The 17,884-nt window shown below is 72.2% G+C and carries 16 protein-coding genes and 3 pseudogenes; 12 read left to right on the top strand and 7 right to left on the bottom strand.

Going from position 1 to position 17,884, the window contains the following annotated elements; all coding sequences use genetic code 11:
* Nucleotides 1-12 precede the first annotated feature (12 nt).
* On the bottom strand, nucleotides 13-900 hold the full coding sequence (locus tag ABZ865_RS18930) for a sigma-70 family RNA polymerase sigma factor (RefSeq protein ID WP_361231348.1): 888 nt from the start codon (nucleotides 898-900) through the stop codon (nucleotides 13-15).
* Between the two features lie 235 nt (nucleotides 901-1,135).
* Nucleotides 1,136-1,564, bottom strand: coding sequence for an alternative ribosome rescue aminoacyl-tRNA hydrolase ArfB (gene arfB, locus ABZ865_RS18925; protein WP_361231346.1), 429 nt, complete (start codon nucleotides 1,562-1,564; stop codon nucleotides 1,136-1,138).
* 186 nt (nucleotides 1,565-1,750) lie between these two features.
* On the opposite strand from arfB, the gene ABZ865_RS18920 reads away from it, so the two are divergent.
* The 5 genes from ABZ865_RS18920 to ABZ865_RS18900 all read left to right on the top strand — a co-directional run bounded on the left by ABZ865_RS18920 (nucleotide 1,751) and on the right by ABZ865_RS18900 (nucleotide 7,217).
* Nucleotides 1,751-2,326 (top strand): TerD family protein, encoded by a 576-nt coding sequence (locus ABZ865_RS18920; protein WP_361231343.1) that lies wholly within the window; start codon nucleotides 1,751-1,753, stop codon nucleotides 2,324-2,326.
* A gap of 88 nt (nucleotides 2,327-2,414) precedes the next feature.
* Nucleotides 2,415-2,936, top strand: a complete 522-nt coding sequence (locus tag ABZ865_RS18915) for a GNAT family N-acetyltransferase (protein ID WP_361231341.1) — start codon at nucleotides 2,415-2,417, stop codon at nucleotides 2,934-2,936.
* Nucleotides 2,937-3,107: 171 nt separating this feature from the next.
* A complete protein-coding gene (locus ABZ865_RS18910; protein ID WP_361231339.1) occupies nucleotides 3,108-4,307 on the top strand; it encodes an FAD-dependent oxidoreductase in 1,200 nt (399 codons plus the stop codon).
* Nucleotides 4,308-4,336: 29 nt separating this feature from the next.
* The gene (locus ABZ865_RS18905; RefSeq protein WP_361231337.1) at nucleotides 4,337-5,296 is read left to right on the top strand and encodes a sigma-70 family RNA polymerase sigma factor; all 960 of its coding nucleotides are present in this window, start codon (nucleotides 4,337-4,339) and stop codon (nucleotides 5,294-5,296) included.
* Between the two features lie 289 nt (nucleotides 5,297-5,585).
* Entirely contained in the window at nucleotides 5,586-7,217 is a 1,632-nt protein-coding gene (locus ABZ865_RS18900) for a M4 family metallopeptidase (protein ID WP_361231335.1), read from the top strand.
* Between the two features lie 36 nt (nucleotides 7,218-7,253).
* Here the strand turns inward: ABZ865_RS18900 and ABZ865_RS18895 are convergent, their stop codons facing one another.
* The gene (locus tag ABZ865_RS18895) at nucleotides 7,254-8,648 is read right to left on the bottom strand and encodes a M1 family metallopeptidase (protein ID WP_361231332.1); all 1,395 of its coding nucleotides are present in this window, start codon (nucleotides 8,646-8,648) and stop codon (nucleotides 7,254-7,256) included.
* Nucleotides 8,649-8,717: 69 nt separating this feature from the next.
* Between ABZ865_RS18895 and ABZ865_RS18890 the strand changes: the two genes are divergently transcribed.
* Nucleotides 8,718-9,218, top strand: a complete 501-nt coding sequence (locus ABZ865_RS18890) for a hypothetical protein (RefSeq protein WP_361231330.1) — start codon at nucleotides 8,718-8,720, stop codon at nucleotides 9,216-9,218.
* A 22-nt stretch (nucleotides 9,219-9,240) separates the two neighbouring features.
* Here the strand turns inward: ABZ865_RS18890 and ABZ865_RS18885 are convergent, their stop codons facing one another.
* Nucleotides 9,241-9,942 carry a pentapeptide repeat-containing protein gene (locus ABZ865_RS18885; protein ID WP_361231328.1) on the bottom strand — a complete coding sequence of 234 codons (702 nt, stop codon included), beginning with the start codon at nucleotides 9,940-9,942 and terminating at the stop codon, nucleotides 9,241-9,243.
* Between the two features lie 239 nt (nucleotides 9,943-10,181).
* On the opposite strand from ABZ865_RS18885, the gene ABZ865_RS18880 reads away from it, so the two are divergent.
* From ABZ865_RS18880 to ABZ865_RS18870, 3 genes and pseudogenes are all read left to right on the top strand, one after another.
* On the top strand, nucleotides 10,182-11,348 hold the full coding sequence (locus ABZ865_RS18880; RefSeq protein ID WP_361231326.1) for an FAD-dependent oxidoreductase: 1,167 nt from the start codon (nucleotides 10,182-10,184) through the stop codon (nucleotides 11,346-11,348).
* Nucleotides 11,349-11,405: 57 nt separating this feature from the next.
* Nucleotides 11,406-12,395, top strand: coding sequence for a zinc-binding dehydrogenase (locus ABZ865_RS18875; protein WP_361231324.1), 990 nt, complete (start codon nucleotides 11,406-11,408; stop codon nucleotides 12,393-12,395).
* 34 nt (nucleotides 12,396-12,429) lie between these two features.
* Nucleotides 12,430-12,791: pseudogene (locus ABZ865_RS18870) on the top strand (MFS transporter); the annotation flags it as partial.
* Nucleotides 12,792-12,825: 34 nt separating this feature from the next.
* Here ABZ865_RS18870 and ABZ865_RS18865 read toward each other — a convergent pair.
* From ABZ865_RS18865 to ABZ865_RS18855, 3 genes are read right to left on the bottom strand one after another with little or no spacing between them, the layout of a single operon-like run.
* Entirely contained in the window at nucleotides 12,826-13,308 is a 483-nt protein-coding gene (locus ABZ865_RS18865) for a GNAT family N-acetyltransferase (RefSeq protein WP_361231322.1), read from the bottom strand.
* Nucleotides 13,309-13,332: 24 nt separating this feature from the next.
* The gene (locus ABZ865_RS18860) at nucleotides 13,333-14,754 is read right to left on the bottom strand and encodes an FAD-dependent oxidoreductase (RefSeq protein WP_361231320.1); all 1,422 of its coding nucleotides are present in this window, start codon (nucleotides 14,752-14,754) and stop codon (nucleotides 13,333-13,335) included.
* Nucleotides 14,755-14,764: 10 nt separating this feature from the next.
* Complete coding sequence (locus ABZ865_RS18855; protein ID WP_361231318.1) at nucleotides 14,765-15,430, bottom strand: rhomboid-like protein; 666 nt, start codon at nucleotides 15,428-15,430, stop codon at nucleotides 14,765-14,767.
* Nucleotides 15,431-15,440: 10 nt separating this feature from the next.
* Between ABZ865_RS18855 and ABZ865_RS18850 the strand changes: the two are divergent.
* From ABZ865_RS18850 to ABZ865_RS18840, 3 genes and pseudogenes are all read left to right on the top strand, one after another.
* Nucleotides 15,441-15,572, top strand: a pseudogene (locus ABZ865_RS18850) (hydroxyurea phosphotransferase); the annotation flags it as partial.
* A 194-nt stretch (nucleotides 15,573-15,766) separates the two neighbouring features.
* A pseudogene (locus tag ABZ865_RS18845) lies at nucleotides 15,767-16,708 on the top strand (aminoglycoside phosphotransferase family protein); the annotation flags it as partial.
* 59 nt (nucleotides 16,709-16,767) lie between these two features.
* On the top strand, nucleotides 16,768-17,850 hold the full coding sequence (locus ABZ865_RS18840) for a right-handed parallel beta-helix repeat-containing protein (RefSeq protein WP_361231316.1): 1,083 nt from the start codon (nucleotides 16,768-16,770) through the stop codon (nucleotides 17,848-17,850).
* Nucleotides 17,851-17,884: the final 34 nt, after the last annotated feature.

Genomic DNA, 17,884 nt, shown 5'->3' with positions numbered 1-17,884 from the left:
GCTCTCCTGCGGTCAGTGCCCCTCGAACTCGACGGTGAGTCCTGCCACCCGCTCCGGGTCGGTCACGATCTCGACGACGGCGACGCGGTCGCGGACGATCGTGAAGCGCAGCGCCCGCTCCAGCCGGCCGTCGGCGTCCAGGACGACCACCCCGGGCAGGCCGTCGACCAGCGCGGGCCGGATGACCTGCGCGGGCCGGCTGGCCGCGGCGAAGCTCGCGTACGTCAGCGCGCCGCACGCCACCGCTGCGGCGCCGGTCGTCACGCCCGCCTCGCTGCGGGCCACCACGTCCGGGTCGAGCACGGCGAGCAGCCCCTCGAAGTCGCCGTCCCGGGCGGCGGCCATGAACGCGTTCACGACTTCCCGGTGCCGGTCCGGGCCGGTGTCCGGGGCCTCGGCACCCCGCACCCGCCGGCGGGCCCGGCTGGCGAGCTGCCGGGCGGCGGCCGGCTGACGGCCGAGGACGCCGGCGACCTCGTCGAACGGCACGGCGAACAGGTCGTGCAGCACGAAGGCCAGCCGCTCGGCCGGGGTGAGGGTCTCGAGTACGACGAGGAGGGCGACGCCGACCGAGTCGGCGAGCAGGGCATCCTGTGCGGGGTCGGGCGCGGAGGACGGGGCCGGGTGCCAGGTGTCGAGCGGTTCTTCGGCGCGGGACCTGCGGGAGCGGAGCATGTCGAGGCAGACGCGGCCGACGACGGTGGTCAGCCAGGCGCCGAGGTTCTCCACCTGCGCCGCGTCGGCTCTGCTCAGCCGGAACCAGGCTTCCTGCACGGCGTCCTCGGCCTCGGTGGCCGAGCCGAGCATGCGGTAGGCGACGGCGCGGAGGTGGGCGCGGTGCGTCTCGAAGCGCTGAGCAAGCTCGGCAAGCCGGTCGTGGTCGGTCGTGGGGTCGCTCATGGTGTCGCCGGCCTCTCCGTCCCTTTATTCGTGCGGTCACTGGGATGACGGATGGGCGGGCGGGGATGTGACATCTCGTTGCCGGGTGCGGGTGGGTGGGTGGTGTGTTTTTCCCACCCGCACCACCCGTGCGGCTTTCGTGGTCGAGTGCGGGTGGCCCCTGCGGGGCGAGATCGCCGTCGGCGGGCGCGGGTGGGTCCCGGGGGGCGGGGCGCCGTCGGGGGCGGGGGGTGGGTTACGTCCAGTCTCGGCCCGTACGGCCCCGCTTCGTCTCCGAACGTGCCTTCTTCTCGCGCAGGCGGCGTTCGTTGATGCCGCGGGGGATGCGGGTGGGACGGCGGGGTTTGGGTGGGGGTGCGGTGGCTTCGGCGAGGAGCGCGGCGAGGCGTACGGCGGCGGCCTCGCGGTTGCGCCACTGGGAGCGGTGCTCGGAGGACCGTACGACGACGGCCCCGTCGACCAGACGCCCGGCCAGCCGCTGCAGCGCCCGCTCCTTCCACACCGGAGGCAGCGCCTCGGTGGCCGCGAGGTCGAAGCGCAGCTCGACCTGGGAGTCGCTGGTGTTGACGTGCTGCCCGCCGGGCCCGGACGACCTCGAGAAACGCCACGTCAGCTCGGCCTCGGGAAGCGAGACCGAGCCGCGGATGATGTAAGGCCCGGACATGTGTCCCATGTTCCCGGCCACGGCCGTCCCGCGTCACCCGGTTTTCGCCGTGAGCCGGGAGCAAGGGGAGGAGAGGTCGGTAAAAAAGGTAAAGACGGGCGGAACCATCGGGACCCCCCTCGACGTTCTTCCCGGTGACGGTAGCTTCGTCGGCACAGAATTCCTCACGGGAAGGACTCCCACATCATGGCTGTAAGCCTGTCCAAGGGTGGCAACGTCTCGCTCACCAAGGAGGCACCGGGCCTGACCGCCGTCACCGTGGGCCTCGGCTGGGACGTCCGCACCACCACCGGCACGGACTTCGACCTCGACGCCTCCGCCATCGCGGTGAACGGGCAGGGCAAGGTCTACTCCGACGGCCACTTCGTGTTCTTCAACAACAAGCAGACCCCGGACAACACGATCGTCCACACCGGTGACAACCGCACCGGCGAGGGCGCCGGCGACGACGAGGCCATCAACGTCAACCTGGCCGCGCTCCCGGCCGACATCGAGAAGGTCGTCTTCCCGGTCTCCATCTACGACGCCGAGAACCGCGGCCAGAACTTCGGCCAGGTCCGCAACGCCTACATCCGCATCATCAACCAGGCCGGCGGCGCCGAGATCGCCCGCTACGACCTGTCCGAGGACGCGGCCACCGAGACCGCCATGGTCTTCGGCGAGCTGTACCGCAACGGCGCGGAGTGGAAGTTCCGCGCGGTGGGCCAGGGTTACGCCTCGGGCCTGGTCGGCATCGCCCAGGACTTCGGCGTCAACGTCTGACCTACCCGGAGCCAGCCCGGTGGGAGCCCCGGGCCGCGGCGGGCAAAACGCCGTGGCCCGGGCCCCGCTCCCGCGTTACCGTGCCCGCGTGATCCTCCAGCCCCTGCCTCCCGGCCGCGACATCCCGGCCCCGCTGCTCACCGAGCTGACGGCGCTGTACGCCTCGAACCGCGAGTTCCACGCGCTCAGCGGGGACTTCCCGGACCCGGACGACGTACGTCCCGAGCAGGTGGCGGTCGCCCTGGCCGACGAACTGGCCCACCCGGACGCCGAGGTGCTCCTCGCCCGCGCCGAGGGCCTGCTGGTCGCGATCGTGATCACCCTGGCCCACCACCCCGACCCCGCCGACCCCGACCCATGGATCGGGCTGCTGATGGTCCGCGCGACCGAGCACGGCAAGGGGTACGGCCGCCGCGTCGCCACCCTGGTCGAGGACCGTTTCCGCGCCGCCGGCCGCCAGGCCGTACGGCTCGCCGTGCTCGACAACAACCCCAAGGCCCTGGCCTTCTGGACCAGCCTGGGCTACAAGAGCGTCGCTCACCGCCCGGACCGCGCGCTCGGGCGCCCCTGCACCGTCATGCGCAAGGCGCTGCCGGACGACCGGGAGTGAGTCCCGTTTCCGGGACCCGTGCTCAGCCGTGTGCTCCGAACGGTGCCGGTGACCCACGGTGCGAAGGCGCCACCGCCGCTCTGTGACCCACGCCACACGACGTTCCTGTCAGCAATCGAGTCGCTGTTCCGCTCAACCCACCGGGACCAAGCGAACCGACAGGAGCGACACATGAAGCACCGCATCGTCGTCCTCGGCGCCGGCTATGCCGGGGCCTACGTGGCCGGGAACCTGGCCCGTCGGCTGTCGCCGGCGGACACCGAGATCACCGTGGTCAACGCCGAGCCGGACTTCGTCCAGCGGCTGCGGCTGCACCAACTCGCGGCCGGCCAGGAGATCGAGGCTCCACAGCTCGCCGACGTCTTCGCGGGCACGGGGATACGGCTGCGCCTGGCGCGTGTCACCGCCGTCGACCCCGACCGCCAGGTCGTCGCCGTTGCCGACGCCGAGGGCGGCGGCGAACTCGGCTACGACACGCTGGTCTACGCGCTCGGCAGCCACGGCGCCGACCACGGCGTCCCCGGCGTGGCCGAGCACGCCTTCGACGTCGCCGCCCGGCCCTCCGCGCTGCGCCTGCGCGAGCGCCTGGACGGCCTCGGCAGGCGGAGCGAAGGCGGGAGTGTGCTGGTCGTCGGCGCCGGGTTGACCGGCATCGAGACCGCCACCGAACTCGCCGAATCCCGGCCCGGCCTGTCGGTGTCGCTGGTCGCCCACGGCGAGCTGGGCGCCCCGCTCTCCGCCGGAGCCCGCGGCCACCTGCGCCAGGCGTGCGCCCGGCTGGGCGTCACCGTCCTGGAGCACACCAGCGTCGAAGCCGTCGAAGCGACGCGGGTGCTGTGCGCCGACGGCACCGCCCTGGCGTCCGACGCGACCGTCTGGGCGGCCGGGTTCGTGGTCGATCCCATCGCCGCCGCCGGCGGGCTGGAGGTCACCGAGAACGGCCGGATCGTCGTCGATCGCACCATGCGGTCGGTCTCGCACCCGAACGTCTACGCCGTCGGCGACAGCGCCTACGCCATCGGCGACAACGGCATTCCGCTGCTGATGTCCTGCGCTTCGGCCGGCTACACCGGCAGGCAGGCCACGGCCGCGATCGTGGGAGGCCTGACCGGCCGCAAGATCCCGAACACCAAGCTGGAGTACCTGGGCAACCACATCAGCCTCGGGCGGCGGGACGGGATCCTGCAGATGGTCGACGACGAAGCGCGTGCGAAGCCGACGTACATGGGCGGCCGGAAGGCCGCTCGGATCAAGTCGGGCATCCTCAAGATGGCGCTGTGGACCACCTCGCACCCGACCTTCGGCCTGCCCAGCCGCACGCGCCGCCTGGCCGCCGCGCCGAAGACGTCCGCCGTGAACGCCGTCGCATAGCCGACCAGAGTCCGCCTAGGGTGATCCGCGTGGACCGCACCGCCACTGATCGCTTCGACACCGGCCGGTTCGAGGCCGGCCGGAACCGGCTGGCCTCGCTGGCGTACCGGCTGCTGGGATCCGCCGTCGACGCCGAGGACGTCGTCCAGGACGCGTTCCTGCACTGGCAGGCCGCGGACCGGCAGCGGATCAAGGTGCCGGAGGCATGGCTGACCAAGGTCGTCACCAACCTCTGCCTGGACCGGCTCCGCTCGGCACAGGCCCGCCGCGAACGCACCGTCGGCGCCTGGCTGCCCGAACCGCTCCTGGACGGCGACCCGATGCTCGGCCCGGCCGCCACGTTCGAGCAGCGCGAATCGGTCTCCCTGGCCGTGCTGACGCTGATGGAGCGCCTGTCACCCGTCGAGCGGGCCGTCTATGTCCTGCGCGAAGCGTTCTCCTACAGCCACGCCGAGATCGCCGAGATCCTCGACATCACCGAGTCCGCGAGCCAGCAGCACCTCCACCGGGCCCGGCGCCGCGTCACCGCCGCCCGCCGCGGCGGCGGCGAGGTCGACCCTGCAGCCGCCCGCAGGATCGTCGAGGAATTCCTCGCCGCCGCCTCCTCGGGCCGCACCGAACGGCTCGTAGCGCTGCTCACCGACGACGCGACCGCGATCGCCGACTCCAACGGCGCCGGCCCGGCCGAGAAGCTGCTGCGGTACGACACTCCGCGGCGCATCGCCGCCATCGCACGGGCCGGCTTCAGGCCCACTCCCGCGAAACGGCGCCTGGCCGGCGGCACGCCCGCCGTCCACTACGCGCTCGTCAACGGCGCGCCCGCCATCCTCTTCGTGCTCGGCGACCGGGCCATCGGCGCCGTGACCTTCGACATCACGGGCGGCAGGATCGCGACCGTGCGCGGCATCGCCGCCCCCGACCGCCTCGCCCGCCTCAACGAGGCCTGGCGGCAGCACGAACCGGACGCGCCGCTCGTCGCCCAGTGGTGATCCGACCCCGACGTGAGGCACTGACGCAGTGATGCGGCGGGGCCGACCCGGGGTGTGACGCCCCGAGCCTCAAATTCGCTGTAACCAAGGGGAGTTGCATCCTCACCCCTCATGTCCGGATATCGGATACCAGGGCACGCCTTTCGGATACGAACACGTAAAGTCTTGTCGGCGGCCTGTCAAACAGGCCGTTTCTGATGTCACTCTCTCCTCGCCGCCGCAACTCTGTGCATCCCCTGTGCCCCACCTGTGTCTCCGGCCCCACGGAGACCAGCCCTAAGGAGACCGAGTGAGTCAGCAGCCCCACGCCTCCCGCACCTCCCGTACGACCGCCGTGCGCGCCGCCGCGCTGGTCGGCTCGGCCGCGATGGTCGTTCTCGCGCTGCAGAACGGCGCCGCCACCGCCGCCCCCACGCACACCGGTGCCATGGCCGCCCCGCTCAGCACCTCCGCCCGTGTCGCGGCCCTCGAGTCCGCGCAGCGGCACGCCGGTGCGGCGGCCCGCGAACTCGGCCTCGGCGCCAAGGAGAAGCTGGTCGTCCGGGACGTGATCAAGGACGTGGACGGCACGGTCCACACCCGCTACGAGCGCACCTACGCCGGTCTGCCCGTCCTCGGCGGCGACCTGGTCACCCACGTGACGAAGAGCGGCTCCCTCAAGGGCGTCGACAAGGCGGCCAAGGCCCGGATATCCGTGCCGACCACCACCGCCGCCGTCTCCGCCGCGAGCGCGAAGAAGTCCGCGCTCAAGGCCGCCGACAGCGCCAAGGCCACCGCCTCGACCTCCCGCAAGGTCGTCTGGGCGGCCGGCGCCAAGCCGGTCCTCGCCTACGAGTCCGTCGTCAAGGGCCTCCAGCACGACGGCACCCCGAGCGAGCTGCACGTCATCACCGACGCCACCACCGGCAAGAAGCTCTACTCCTACGAGGCCATCGACACCGGCACGGGCACCAGCCAGTACAGCGGCACCGTCACGATCGGCACCACCGCCTCCGCCTCCGGCGGCTTCGACCTGATCGACGGCGGCCGCGGCGGCCACAAGACGTACGACCTGAACGGCGGCACGACCGGCACCGGCACCCTCTTCCACGACGCCGACGACGTCTGGGGCAACGGCACCGTCAGCAACCGGCAGACCGCCGCCGTCGACGCCGCCTACGGCGCCGGCGTCACCTGGGACTTCTACAAGGCGGCGTTCAACCGCAACGGCATCGCGGGCGACGGCCGGGCCGCCTACTCCCGCGTCCACTACGGCAACGCCTACGTCAACGCCTTCTGGAACGACAGCTGCTTCTGCATGACGTACGGCGACGGCGCGAACAACGCCGACCCGCTCACCTCGCTCGACGTGGCCGGCCACGAGATGAGCCACGGTCTGACGGCAGCCACGGCCAAGCTCAACTACCGGGGCGAGTCCGGCGGTCTGAACGAGGCCACCTCGGACATCTTCGGCACCTCGGTGGAGTTCTTCGCCAACAACGCCTCGGACCCCGGTGACTACCTCATCGGCGAGAAGATCGACATCAACGGCAACGGCACGCCGCTGCGCTACATGGACAAGCCCAGCAAGGACGGCGGCTCCGCCGACTACTGGTCGAAGTCCGTCGGCCGCCTCGACGTGCACTACTCGTCCGGCGTCGCCAACCACTTCTTCTACCTGCTGTCCGAGGGCAGCGGCGCGAAGACCATCAACGGGGTCTCCTACAACTCCCCGACGTACAACGGCTCCACGGTCACCGGTATCGGCCGGGACAAGGCCGACCAGATCTGGTACAAGGCCCTCACCACGTACATGACCTCGACCACCAACTACGCGGGCGCCCGCACCGCCACGCTGCAGGCCGCGGCCGACCTGTACGGGTCGGGCAGCGCGGAGTACAACGCGGTGGCGGCGGCCTGGACGGCGGTCAACGTCAACTAGCCGCAGGAGCAGGCAGTACGGCAGCCGGGCCGCCCGTCACGGGTGGTCCGGTTTTCCGTCTCCGTACAGCCAGTCCTTCCAGATCGCTCCGAAGTCCTTGCCGGGAACCTTCTTCTCCACGTACGCGGTGAAGTCGGCGGTGCTCGCGTTGGCGTGGCGGCGGGTGGCGGCCCAGCCCTGGATGATGTCGTAGAAGGTGTCGTCGCCGACCTTCTGCCGGATCTTCTGCAGGACCATCGCGCCGCGGTCGTAGACGGGCGTGTCGGAGATGCGGTCCGCGCTCGGCGGTTTCGCGGGCGGGAAGTCCCAGAGGTCGTCGTCGCCGTCCTCGTAGAGGTTCATGAAGGTCTGCTGGGCGCTGTCGCCGCCGTGGTCCTCCTCGTACAGCCACTCCGCGTAGGAGGCGAAGCCCTCGTTGAGCCACATGTCCCGCCAGGACTTCGGGGTGACGGAGTCGCCGTACCACTGGTGGGCGAGTTCGTGCACGAGGGTGCTGGTGTCGAGCTGGTCGGCGGGGAAGACGGGCCGGTTCTGGGTCTCCAGGGCGTAGCCGGCGTCGTGCGGGCGGTCGACGATCGCGCCGGTGGAGGAGAAGGGGTACGGCCCGAAGTTGGTCTCCTCCCAGTCGATGATCTCGGGGATGTTCGCGAGCACCTTGGCGCTCGCCGCGCGCTGGGTGGGGTCGACGGCGGTGACGACCGGCAGACCGTGCGGGCCGGTGGTGCGGGTGATGTCGTAGTGGCCGATCGCGACGGTGGCGACGTAGCTCGCCATGGGCTGGGCGGTGTGCCAGGAGTACGCCGTACGGCCGCCCTTGTCGCTCCGGCCGGTCAACTCCCCGTTGGAGACGGCCTGGAGGCCCTTCGGGACGGTGACCGTGATGTCGTACGTCGCCTTGTCCGAGGGGTGGTTGTCGCTCGGGAACCAGGCCATGGAGCCGACGGGCTCGCCGAGGCCGAGGGCGCCGTCGGCGGTGCGCAGCCAGCCTTCCTCGGAGCCGTCGGGGTCGGTGAGGGTGCGCGGGGTGCCGGAGTAGCGGACGGTCGTGCTGAAGGTCTCGCTCTTGCTGAGGTCGTCGTGCGGGCGGACGGTGAGTTCCTGTCCGGCGCGGTTCCAGCGGGCCTGTCTGCCCTCCACGGTGACCTTCTCGACGTGCAGCCCGGCGAGGTCGAGGTCGAACGCGGACAGGTTCTGGGTGGCGCGGGCGGTGATGACCGCCTTGGCGGTGAGGTGGCGGGTGGCCGGCGTGTAGTCGAGGGTCAGCGCGTAGTGGGTGACGTCGTAGCCGCCGTTGCCCGCCTTCGGGAAGTACGGATCGCGCAGGCCGGAGCCGCCCGGGGTGCCGTGGACGCCGCCGTCGCACGCGGTGCCGGTCAGGGCGAGGGCGAGGAGCGCTGCGACAGCCGGGACATGGCGCGCGGATCTGGACATGTCAGTGATCTTAGGCGGGCGGGGCACACCGGAGCAGGGGCGGGGCGGTCGGCGTGACACCATCTCCCCGTGCTCGACATCGGCTACGCCCTCTCCAACCGCTTCCCCGACCCGCCGCAGACGGACTACCGCACCGCGGACGTCCACACCCTGCGGCACGACCTGTTCTGCGGGGACGTCTATCTCGCGGACACCGAGACGGACCGGGAGCTGTCCACAGCCTGGGGATGGGTGCCGGTGCTGGACTTCGCGTGGGCGCTGTGCGACATCGTGGAGCAGCTGGACCGGGACCCCATGGGCTCCCGCGCCGCCCGGCCGCAGCGCGCGGAGCTGGACTTCACCGAGTCCACCGACCGCATGTTCTTCGAGCGCCGCTTCGGATGGGTCGACATCGCCTCCGACTGGCTCCCCGCCGAGGAGTCCCCGCTCAGCTTCTCCCACGCCGAACTCCGGCGCGAGGCACGCGACTTCCTCCACGACCTGATCGCCGATCTGACCGACCTCCACGAGGACCTCGCGGAGAACCCGGCGATCTGGACCCTCCAGGCGCGGTTTCCCCGGGTGCCGTAGGAGCCGTGGGGGCGGGCCGGCCTCACTCGACTCTGATCCCCAACTCCGCCGCCAGCACCGGCGCCAGATCGAGCAGTTGGCCCGTGCTGATCACCGCACCCGACAGCCGGTCCAGGCCCCGGACGATCTCCAGCGGGGCGGCGCCGCGCAGGTCCACGTCCTTCAGGGTCGCGCTGCCGAAGTCGGTGCCCTTCAGGGCGCAGTCGAGGAACTCGACCCGCTCCAGGCGGGCGCCGGCGAAGTCCGGTTCGACCAGGACGCAGGACTCGAAGACGACGTCCTTCAGGCGGGCCTCGCGGAGGTTGAGGTAGTCGATCTTGCCGCCGCGGATCACGACCCGCTCCAGGACGGCGCCGTGCATCTGGGTGCCGCCCAGGCGGGCGTCGAGCAACTCGACGTCGCGGAACGTGGACTCGGCGAGGTGCGTGCCGACGCCCCGTGGGCCGGAGAGGACGGAGTCCAGGATCCGGGCCCGGCCCAGCGCGGTCTCGTCCAGCGTGCAGTCGGTCAGCGCGCAGTCCATGAAGCGGGCGCCCGCGCCGTCCTGCCCGGCCAGGTCCGCCGCGCGGAACTCCAGGCCGTCGTAGTCGCCGTCCGGCTCCAGCCCGTCGCCCGGCCAGGGTTCCAGAGGGGGCAGCCGCACCTCCGGACGCCGTGCGCCCTTCGGCCCCGCCCCGCGTGCGCCCTTCGGCCCCGCCCCGCGTGCGCCCGTCGTGCCCGTCATACGCGTCCTGCCCGTCGTACCCGTCGCTCTCCTCGCCATGCCCCCATGCTGCCCCCCGCCACTGACAATCCCGCCGCCGCGCGATTCCCCGCCGCCCGATCCCCGGCCGGCCCCGCCATCACCCACCCCGCGACTCCCCACCCCGCGATCCCCCACCCCACCGATGTCACATTCCGGGGTGTCCGCGCCGTCGTATTCGCGGACACACAAGGAAGCCGTGCACACAGGGGGCCCAGCCCATGCATCGCCATCGCATCACCGTCGTCGGCGGCGGCTTCGCCGGACTCACCGCCGCCATCACCGCCGCCGAGGCGGGCGCCGAGGTCACCGTGTACGAGGCGCACCACACCCTGGGCGGCCGGGCCCGCACCGCCGAGGGGCCGTACCGGACGAACGAGGGACCGCACGCCCTGTACAACGGCGGCCCGCACTGGATCTGGCTGAAGCAGCGGGATCTGATCGGGCCGCTCGCCCCGCTGCCGCCGCTGGAGGCGGCCCGGCTGCGGCTGCGCCACCACGGCGTGCTGCGCCGCACCCCGCCGTTCGCGCTGCTCAAGCTGCTGCGCCCGTCGGTGCGGCAGGCGCCCGTCGACCGGGACTTCCTGAGCTGGGCGACCGAAGTCGCCGGCGAGGAGGGGGCCCGGGCGGCCGCGAACTACTCGGCCGTGGCGCTGTTCCACCACGACCCGGGCTCGCTGTCCGCCGCGTTCGTGCAGGAGCGGCTGCGCCGGGCCACCAAGCTGCCGCCGGAGGCGCACTATCCGCGCGGCGGCTGGGGGAACGTCATCGACCGGATGGCCGCCAGGGCCTGGAACCTGGGGGTGCGGGTCGAGACGCTGTCCCGGGTCGACCGCCTGCCCACCGACACGCCCGTCGTCGTCGCCACCTCGCTGCCCGCGGCCCGGCGGCTCCTCGGGGACGACTCGCTGAGCTGGCCGAGCGGCCGTACCGTCCTGCTCGACCTCGGCCTGCGCACCCGGCGCGGGGACGCCTTCGCCGTCTCCGACCTGGACGCGCCGGGCTGGATCGAGCGGTTCACGGCGCAGGACCGGACCCTGGCGCCGGCCGGCGAGCAGCTGGTCCAGGGGCAGATCCCGATCGGGCCCGGGGAGTCCCGCGCGGACGGGCTGGCCCGGGCCGAGGAGTTGCTCGACCTCGGTTTCGAGGGGTGGCGGGAGCGGGTCACCTGGCGGCGGGAGGCCGTGGCGGGGGGCCGTACGGGCGCGGTGGACCTGCCGGGCCGCTGCTGGCGGGACCGGCCCTCCGTGGACCGCGGTGACGGCGTCTACCTGGCCGGTGACCAGGTCGCGGCGCCAGGCGTGTTGTCGGAGGTGTCCTTCAACAGCGCCGTCACCGCGGTGTCCCTGATCCTCGGCCGACCCGCCCTTGACCTCAAGCAAGCTTGAGGTCGAAGAGTGGGCCCCGGAGACAGAGCAACCGAGGAACGACGACTGGGGGATCCCATGCACGCCGTACGCCTGTACGCCTTCGGGCCGGCCGAGAACCTGACGTACGAGGAGACCGCGGATCCGGTCCCGGGCCCCGGTGAGGTGCGGATCGCCGTGGCCGCGGCCGGGGTGCACCTGCTCGATACCGCCCTGCGCGAGGGGCACCGGGGTCCGCTGCCCGAGCCGCCCGCCCTGCCCACCGTCCCGGGCCGTGAGGTCGCCGGTGTCGTGGACGCCCTCGGCGAGGGTGTGGACGGGGCGTGGCTCGGCAAGCGGGTCGTGGCCCACCTGGGCTTCGCGCCCGGAGGGTACGCCGAACTCGCCGTCACCGGCGTCGAACGCCTCCACGAGGTCCCGGAGGGGCTGGGCCTCGCCGAGGCCGTCGCCATGATCGGCACGGGGCGTACGGCGCTGGGGATCGCGCAGTTCGCCGAGCCGGGGCCGGACGACGTGGTCGTCGTACCGGCGGCCGCGGGCGGCATCGGCACGCTGCTCGTGCAGTACGCCAAGAACGCCGGGGCCACGGTGGTGGGCCTGGCGGGCGGGGCCCGCAAGACCGCCCTGGTCCGCGCCGAGGGCGCCGATCTCGCCGTCGACTACACCGACCCCGACTGGCCCGCCGAGGTCCGCACCCACCTGGGCGGACACACGCATGAAGAGGGGCCCGCCACCATCGTCTACGACGGCGTCGGCGGCGAGGTCGCCCGGGAGGCGGTCGCCCTGCTCGGGCCCGGCGGGCGGCACCTGGTGTTCGGCTGGTCGGCCGAGGGCATCGGCGAGGACCGGCGGGGCCACTTCGTCGAAGGCGTCTCCGAGTCCGTCCTCGGACCGGCGATGTTGGAGAAGGCCGGCGGCCTGCGCGCGCTCGAACTGCGCGCCCTGACCGAGGCCGCCGAGGGCCGGCTGCGCCCGGCCGTCACCCGGTTCCCGCTTGCCGAGGCAGCCGCCGCACACCGGGCACTCCAGACGCGCGGGACGACAGGAAAGGTGGTACTGGAGCCATGAGGCACCGCCACGCCATGCCCGCGGACGCGGATGCGGCATGGGCCTGACCTTCATGCCGGTCTTCGCCACCTCCACGGCCGCGTCGCCCCGCGCGACGCGGGTGTCACCTCGGCGACCGTCAACACCGCCCAGCAGGTGGGCGGTTCGATCGGTACGGCCCTGCTCAACACGATCGCCACCACCAGCAGCACGGCCTACGTCGCCGCGCATCTGCACAGCCCCGCCGGGAAGGCGGCCGTCGTCCCGGCGGGCGTGGTGCACGGCTACACCGTCGCGATCGGGTGGGCGGCGGGCGTCATGCTGCTGGCGGGCCTGGTCGCGGGCCTGATGGTGACGACCAGGGGGCCCCGCCGGGGAACGGCCGCCGAGGCCCCGGTGGCGGAGTCGGTCGGCTGAACCGCCCAGCAGGACCGGCGCCCCGGTGACCGAATCAGTCGGCTGAGCCGCCCAGTCGGGCCAGCGCCCCGTCCGTGAGGCGGTAGACCGTCCACTCGTCCTGCGGGCGGGCGCCGAGGGCCTCGTAGAAGCCGATCGCGGGCCGGTTCCAGTTCAGCACCGACCACTCCAGGCGTTCGTAGCCGCGCTCGACGCAGATCCGGGCCAGCTCGGTCAGCAGGGCGCGGCCGTGGCCGCCGCCGCGGGCGGTGGGGCGGACGTAGAGGTCCTCCAGGTAGATGCCGTGGACGCCGCGCCAGGTGGAGAAGTTCAGGAACCACAGCGCGAACCCGACCGGTTCGCCGGTCGTGTCGTCCACCGCCATGTGCGCGAAGGCCGCCGGCCGCTCGCCGAACAGCGCCTCCCGCAGCTGCTCCTCACTGGCCCGGGCCTCCTCGGGCGCCTTCTCGTACTCGGCCAGCTCCCGGATCAGGGTGTGGATGACGGGTATGTCGGCGGGGGTCGCGGTGCGAATCATGACACGAGGGTAGCCAGCGGTGCCTCAGTGCCGCCCCGCCACCCGGTCCGCCACGCGGGCCAGGCGTGACGACTCGGTGCCGGGGTGGAGGCGTTCGCGCTGGTCGGCGGCGCGGTAGGTGGCGTACATGCCCTGGACGCCGAGCCAGCGGAAGGGCTCCGGTTCCCACTTGCGGACCTTGTGGTTCACCCAGGGCAGCTCGGTCAGGTCGGTGCGGCCCGCATGGCCCGAGTCCTGCTGGACGAGGTCGCGCAGGGTGCGGGCGGCCAGGTTGGCGGTGGCGACGCCCGAGCCGACGTAACCGCCCGCCCAGCCGAGCCCGGTGGCCCGGTCGAGGGTGACCGTGGCGCACCAGTCGCGGGGTACGCCGAGGACGCCGGACCAGGCGTGTTCGACGCGCACGCCCGCGAGGGAGGGGAAGAAGTGGGTCAGGATCTCCCGCAGCGCCTCGATCGTCTCGGCCTGGGTGCGGCCGTCGTTGTCGGTGCGCGAGCCGAACCGGTACGGCACTCCGCGCCCGCCGAGCGCGATCCGGCCGTCGGCGGTGCGCTGCGCGTACATGTAGGCGTGCGCCATGTCGCCCAGCGTCTCCCGGCCCACCCAGCCGATCGCCGCCCACTGGTCCTCGGTGAGCGGCTCGGTGGCGATCATCGAGGAGTTCATCGGCAGCCAGGTGCGCTTCTGGCCCTTCAGGGACGCGGTGAAACCCTCGGTGCAGCGCAGGACGTAGGGGGCGCGGACCGTGCCGTAGGGGGTCACGGCGTGCTTGGGACGGATCTCCGTCACCGGCGTGGACTCGTGGATGGTCACCCCGAGCGCCTCCACGGCGGCGGCGAGGCCCTTGACCAGCTTCACCGGCTGCAGCCGTGCCCCGTGCGGGGTCCAGGTGGAGCCGACCGCGTCGGCGACCCTGATCCGCTCGGCGGTCTCCCGGGCGCCGTACAGCTCCCGGTCCTTCTCGCCGTACGACAGCTCGTGCTCGTGGAACGCCTTCAGCCGGGCCAGCTGGGCGGGCGTGGTCGCCACCTCCAGCACGCCGCCCTTGTGCAGGCCGGCGTCGATGTCCTCCGCCTCGGCGACGGCGATCACCTCGTCCACGGTGTCGTTCATCGCCTTCTGCAGGCGTACGGCGGCCTCGTGGCCGTGCAGCTTCGCGTACCGGTCGCGGCCCGCGACGCCGTTGTACAGCCAGCCGCCGTTGCGCCCGGAGGCGCCGTAGCCGCAGAACTTCTGCTCCAGGACCGTGATCCGCAGGAAGGGGGCGGCCTTCTTGAGGTAGTACGCGGTCCACAGGCCCGTGTAGCCGCCGCCGACGATGACGACGTCGGCGGACGCGTCCCCGGACAGCGGCTCCCGCGCCGCGGGGAGACCGTCCTGCGCGTACCAGAAGGAGATGCCGCCGTTGACGACACCGCCGTTGACGCCACTGCTTGCCGAGCTGCTCATGCGCGGGACGTTAACCCCTGAGGGCGGCCAGTGTCTCCTTCGGATTCCATGCTTTTCCACGGCCTCTGACCAGCGGATAACAGGCGAGCCCGATCAGAACGGACAGGACGTGCCCGAAGTCGGTGAAGGTCCGGCCGGCGGCCAGCGGGACCCCGTACACGACGGCCAGAGCCGCCAGGTACAGGTACCGCCACGGCGAGGCGATCCGGTAGGTGAGCACCGCCATCACCCCCGCCAGCGCGTAACTCACGCCGATGTCCAGGGTGTTGACCGCCGACCGCGGGGCGTGTCCGTCGTGGATCGCCTTCAGCAGGGCCAGCTCGCTGATCAGCGTGGCGAACACGTGCGCGGCCACGCACACCGCGAGCCAGCGCAGCGTGCCGAGCCAGCGTTCGGCCTGGGCGTGGAAGACGGTGTACAGGAGGGCGTACGGCAGCCAGCGCCCGCTGTCGATCCACATCGCGCTGGTGATCAGCACCCGCAGCGGGTTCCGCGACAGCTCGTGGATGTTGGTCGACCGCTGCCGCAGGAAGTCCTCCTCGAAGTCCGGCGACATGTGGTGCAGGGCGACGGTGGTGACGAACAGGATCAGCAGCCAGACATAGGTACCGGGCGCGCTGCGCACGTAGTCCGCGACCGCCCGGAGCCCACGCCGAAATCCGCTGACCCGGTTCACAAGCGTCAGTATGGTCGGCAGGGTGATCGAGGTGCCTGGCGAGCTTGCCGCTTCTCAGGAGAAATTCAACGGTGCGGCGGGGCGGGCCTTCGTCGCGGTTCTGCCCCGGCGGGCCGAGGAGTTCCTGGAGCGTTGGGGGCTAGGGTCTGTCTTCCGGATCAGGCCGGCTCCGGCCTACCGGGCCCTCCTGGCGGACCCGAGCGGGGTCTGGTGCGTGCAGCTGCAAGGCGGAGGAGGGAGTCGACGCGGAGCGTCGGCGAGTGACGACAACGCCGCAGATGTGCGTGCCAGGGCCCGCGACGCCGGCAAGATCCGGAAGACAGGCCCTAAGGCGTCGAGGGGCCCGCGATGTACGGGGTGGCCGCGCTGGTGCTGCCGGTGGTCCGGGCCGACAGCACACCGGCCGCGCTCAAGCTGCAGCTCCTCGACGAGGAGAGCGCGGGCGAGCCCGCCGCCCTGCGGGCCTGGGGCGGGGACGGGGCCGTACGGCTGCTGGAGCACGACGAGCCGACCTGCACGCTCCTGCTCGAGCGGCTGGACGAGCGCCGCGCGCTAGGGCCTGTCCGGCGGATCAGGTCGCAGGAAGGAAACGGAGCCTCATAAGCGCTGGTGAGCGGGGTCTGGTGCGTGCAGATGCAAGGCGGAGGAGGGAGTCGACGCGGAGCGTCGGCGACCGACGACAACGCCGAGATGTGCGTGCCAGACCCCGCGTCTGCGACAGGATCCGCCGGACAGGCCCTAAGCCGGATGCCCGACGCGCGCGAGGCGGTTCGGGTCATCGCCGGGCTGCTGGCCCGGCTGACCTCGCGGCCCGCCCCGGCCGGGATGCGCCACCTGGGTGACATCGCGCGGGCGATGCTGGAGCAGGTGCCGTGGGCGCTCGGACGGGTGTCCGATCCGGCGGACCGGCGGCTGCTGCGGGACTGCGCGGCGGCGATGCGCGAGGTGGCGGCCGAGCCGGGCGACCGGCTGCTGCACTGGGACCTGCACTACGACAACGTCCTGGCCGCCGACCGCGCCCCCTGGCTCGCCATCGACCCCAAGCCGCTGGCCGGCGACCCCGGCTTCGAGCTGCTGCCCGCGATCGTCAACCGGTACGACCCCGCCGGCACCCGCGGACGCTTCGACGTGCTGACCGGTGTGCTGGGCCTGGACCAGGAGCGGGCGCGGGCGTGGACGCTCGGACGGGTGCTGCAGAACTGTCTGTGGGAGATCGAGGACGGCCGGTCTCTCGAGCCCGTGCAGCTGGAGATCGGGCGGGCGCTGCGCGGGAGCTGACACGCCGCCGGATGGCCTATCCGGGCAAGGCTGGATTAATCGGTCATACGGTTCGCGATATGAAGAGATGTCACCTCGCATATCTCGCGTGCACCACCGTCCTCGTCGGCGCCACCCTGGGTGCGACGCCCGCGGCAGCCGCCCACAAGACCCTCGTGGTCCATCCGGGCCAGTCGATCCAGAAGGCGGTGAACGCCGCGCAGGCCGGGGACACCGTCCTCGTCCTGCCCGGCACCTACCACGAGAGCGTCACGATCAAGACGCCCCGAGTGACCCTGCGCGGCACCGGCAGCAGCACGGTGATCAAACCCGCCCCCGTGAAGGCCGCCCGGACGGCCGCACCCACCTGCGCCGGGAGCGGCATCGGCATCTGTGTGATCGGCACCAAGACCAAGAACGTCGAGGGCGTCACCGTCTCCGACCTGACCGTGACCGGCTTCAGCCGGGCCGGCGTCTTCGGCATGGCCACGGACACCATGACCGTACGCCGGGTGAACGCCGTCAAGAACGCGGTGTGGGGCATCGCCCAGGAGCGGTCCGTGCACGGGATCATCCAGTCCAACTACGCCCGCGAGAACGGCGACGCTGGCGTGTTCCTCGCGAACACCATCAACGAGGAGGCGGGCGCCTACGACGCCGGAGAGACGCTCCTCGAACACAACCGGCTGGAGAACAACCGCATCGGCATCACCGTCCGCCGGCTGCGCAACCTCACCGTCGCGGAGAACGCCGTCGGCGGCAACTGCGCCGGCGTGTTCGTCGTGGGCGACGAGAACAAGCCGAAGGCCGGCGACCTGACCGTGATCGGCAACCTCGTCAACGCGAACAACAAGTCCTGCCCGAAGACCGCGCGGCTGCCCAAGCTGCAGGGCTCCGGCATCGTCGTCACCGGCACCGAGAAGGTCCGGGTGACCGGCAACGTCGTCACGGAGAACTCCGGCACCTCACCGCTGTCCGGCGGCATCGTGCTGCTCAAGAGCTTCGTGGGCGTGACCACGGAGAAGAGCCGCGTCGACGACAACTGGCTGGCCGGCAACTCCCCGGCCGACCTCGTGAACACGGAAACGGGCAAGGGCGCGGGCAAGGGCAACGTCTTCGAGGGCAACAGCTGCCGCACCTCGAAGCCCGCGGGCCTGTGCTGACCGCCCGCCCGCTGCCTCTGAAGGACCGACGAAG

It is taken from the genome of Streptomyces sp. NPDC047085 (genome assembly GCF_040643735.1).
In the GTDB taxonomy this organism is placed as follows: domain Bacteria; phylum Actinomycetota; class Actinomycetes; order Streptomycetales; family Streptomycetaceae; genus Streptomyces.
Note: the sequence above shows the minus strand (reverse complement) of the source record. Positions and strands in the feature narration are given on the sequence as shown.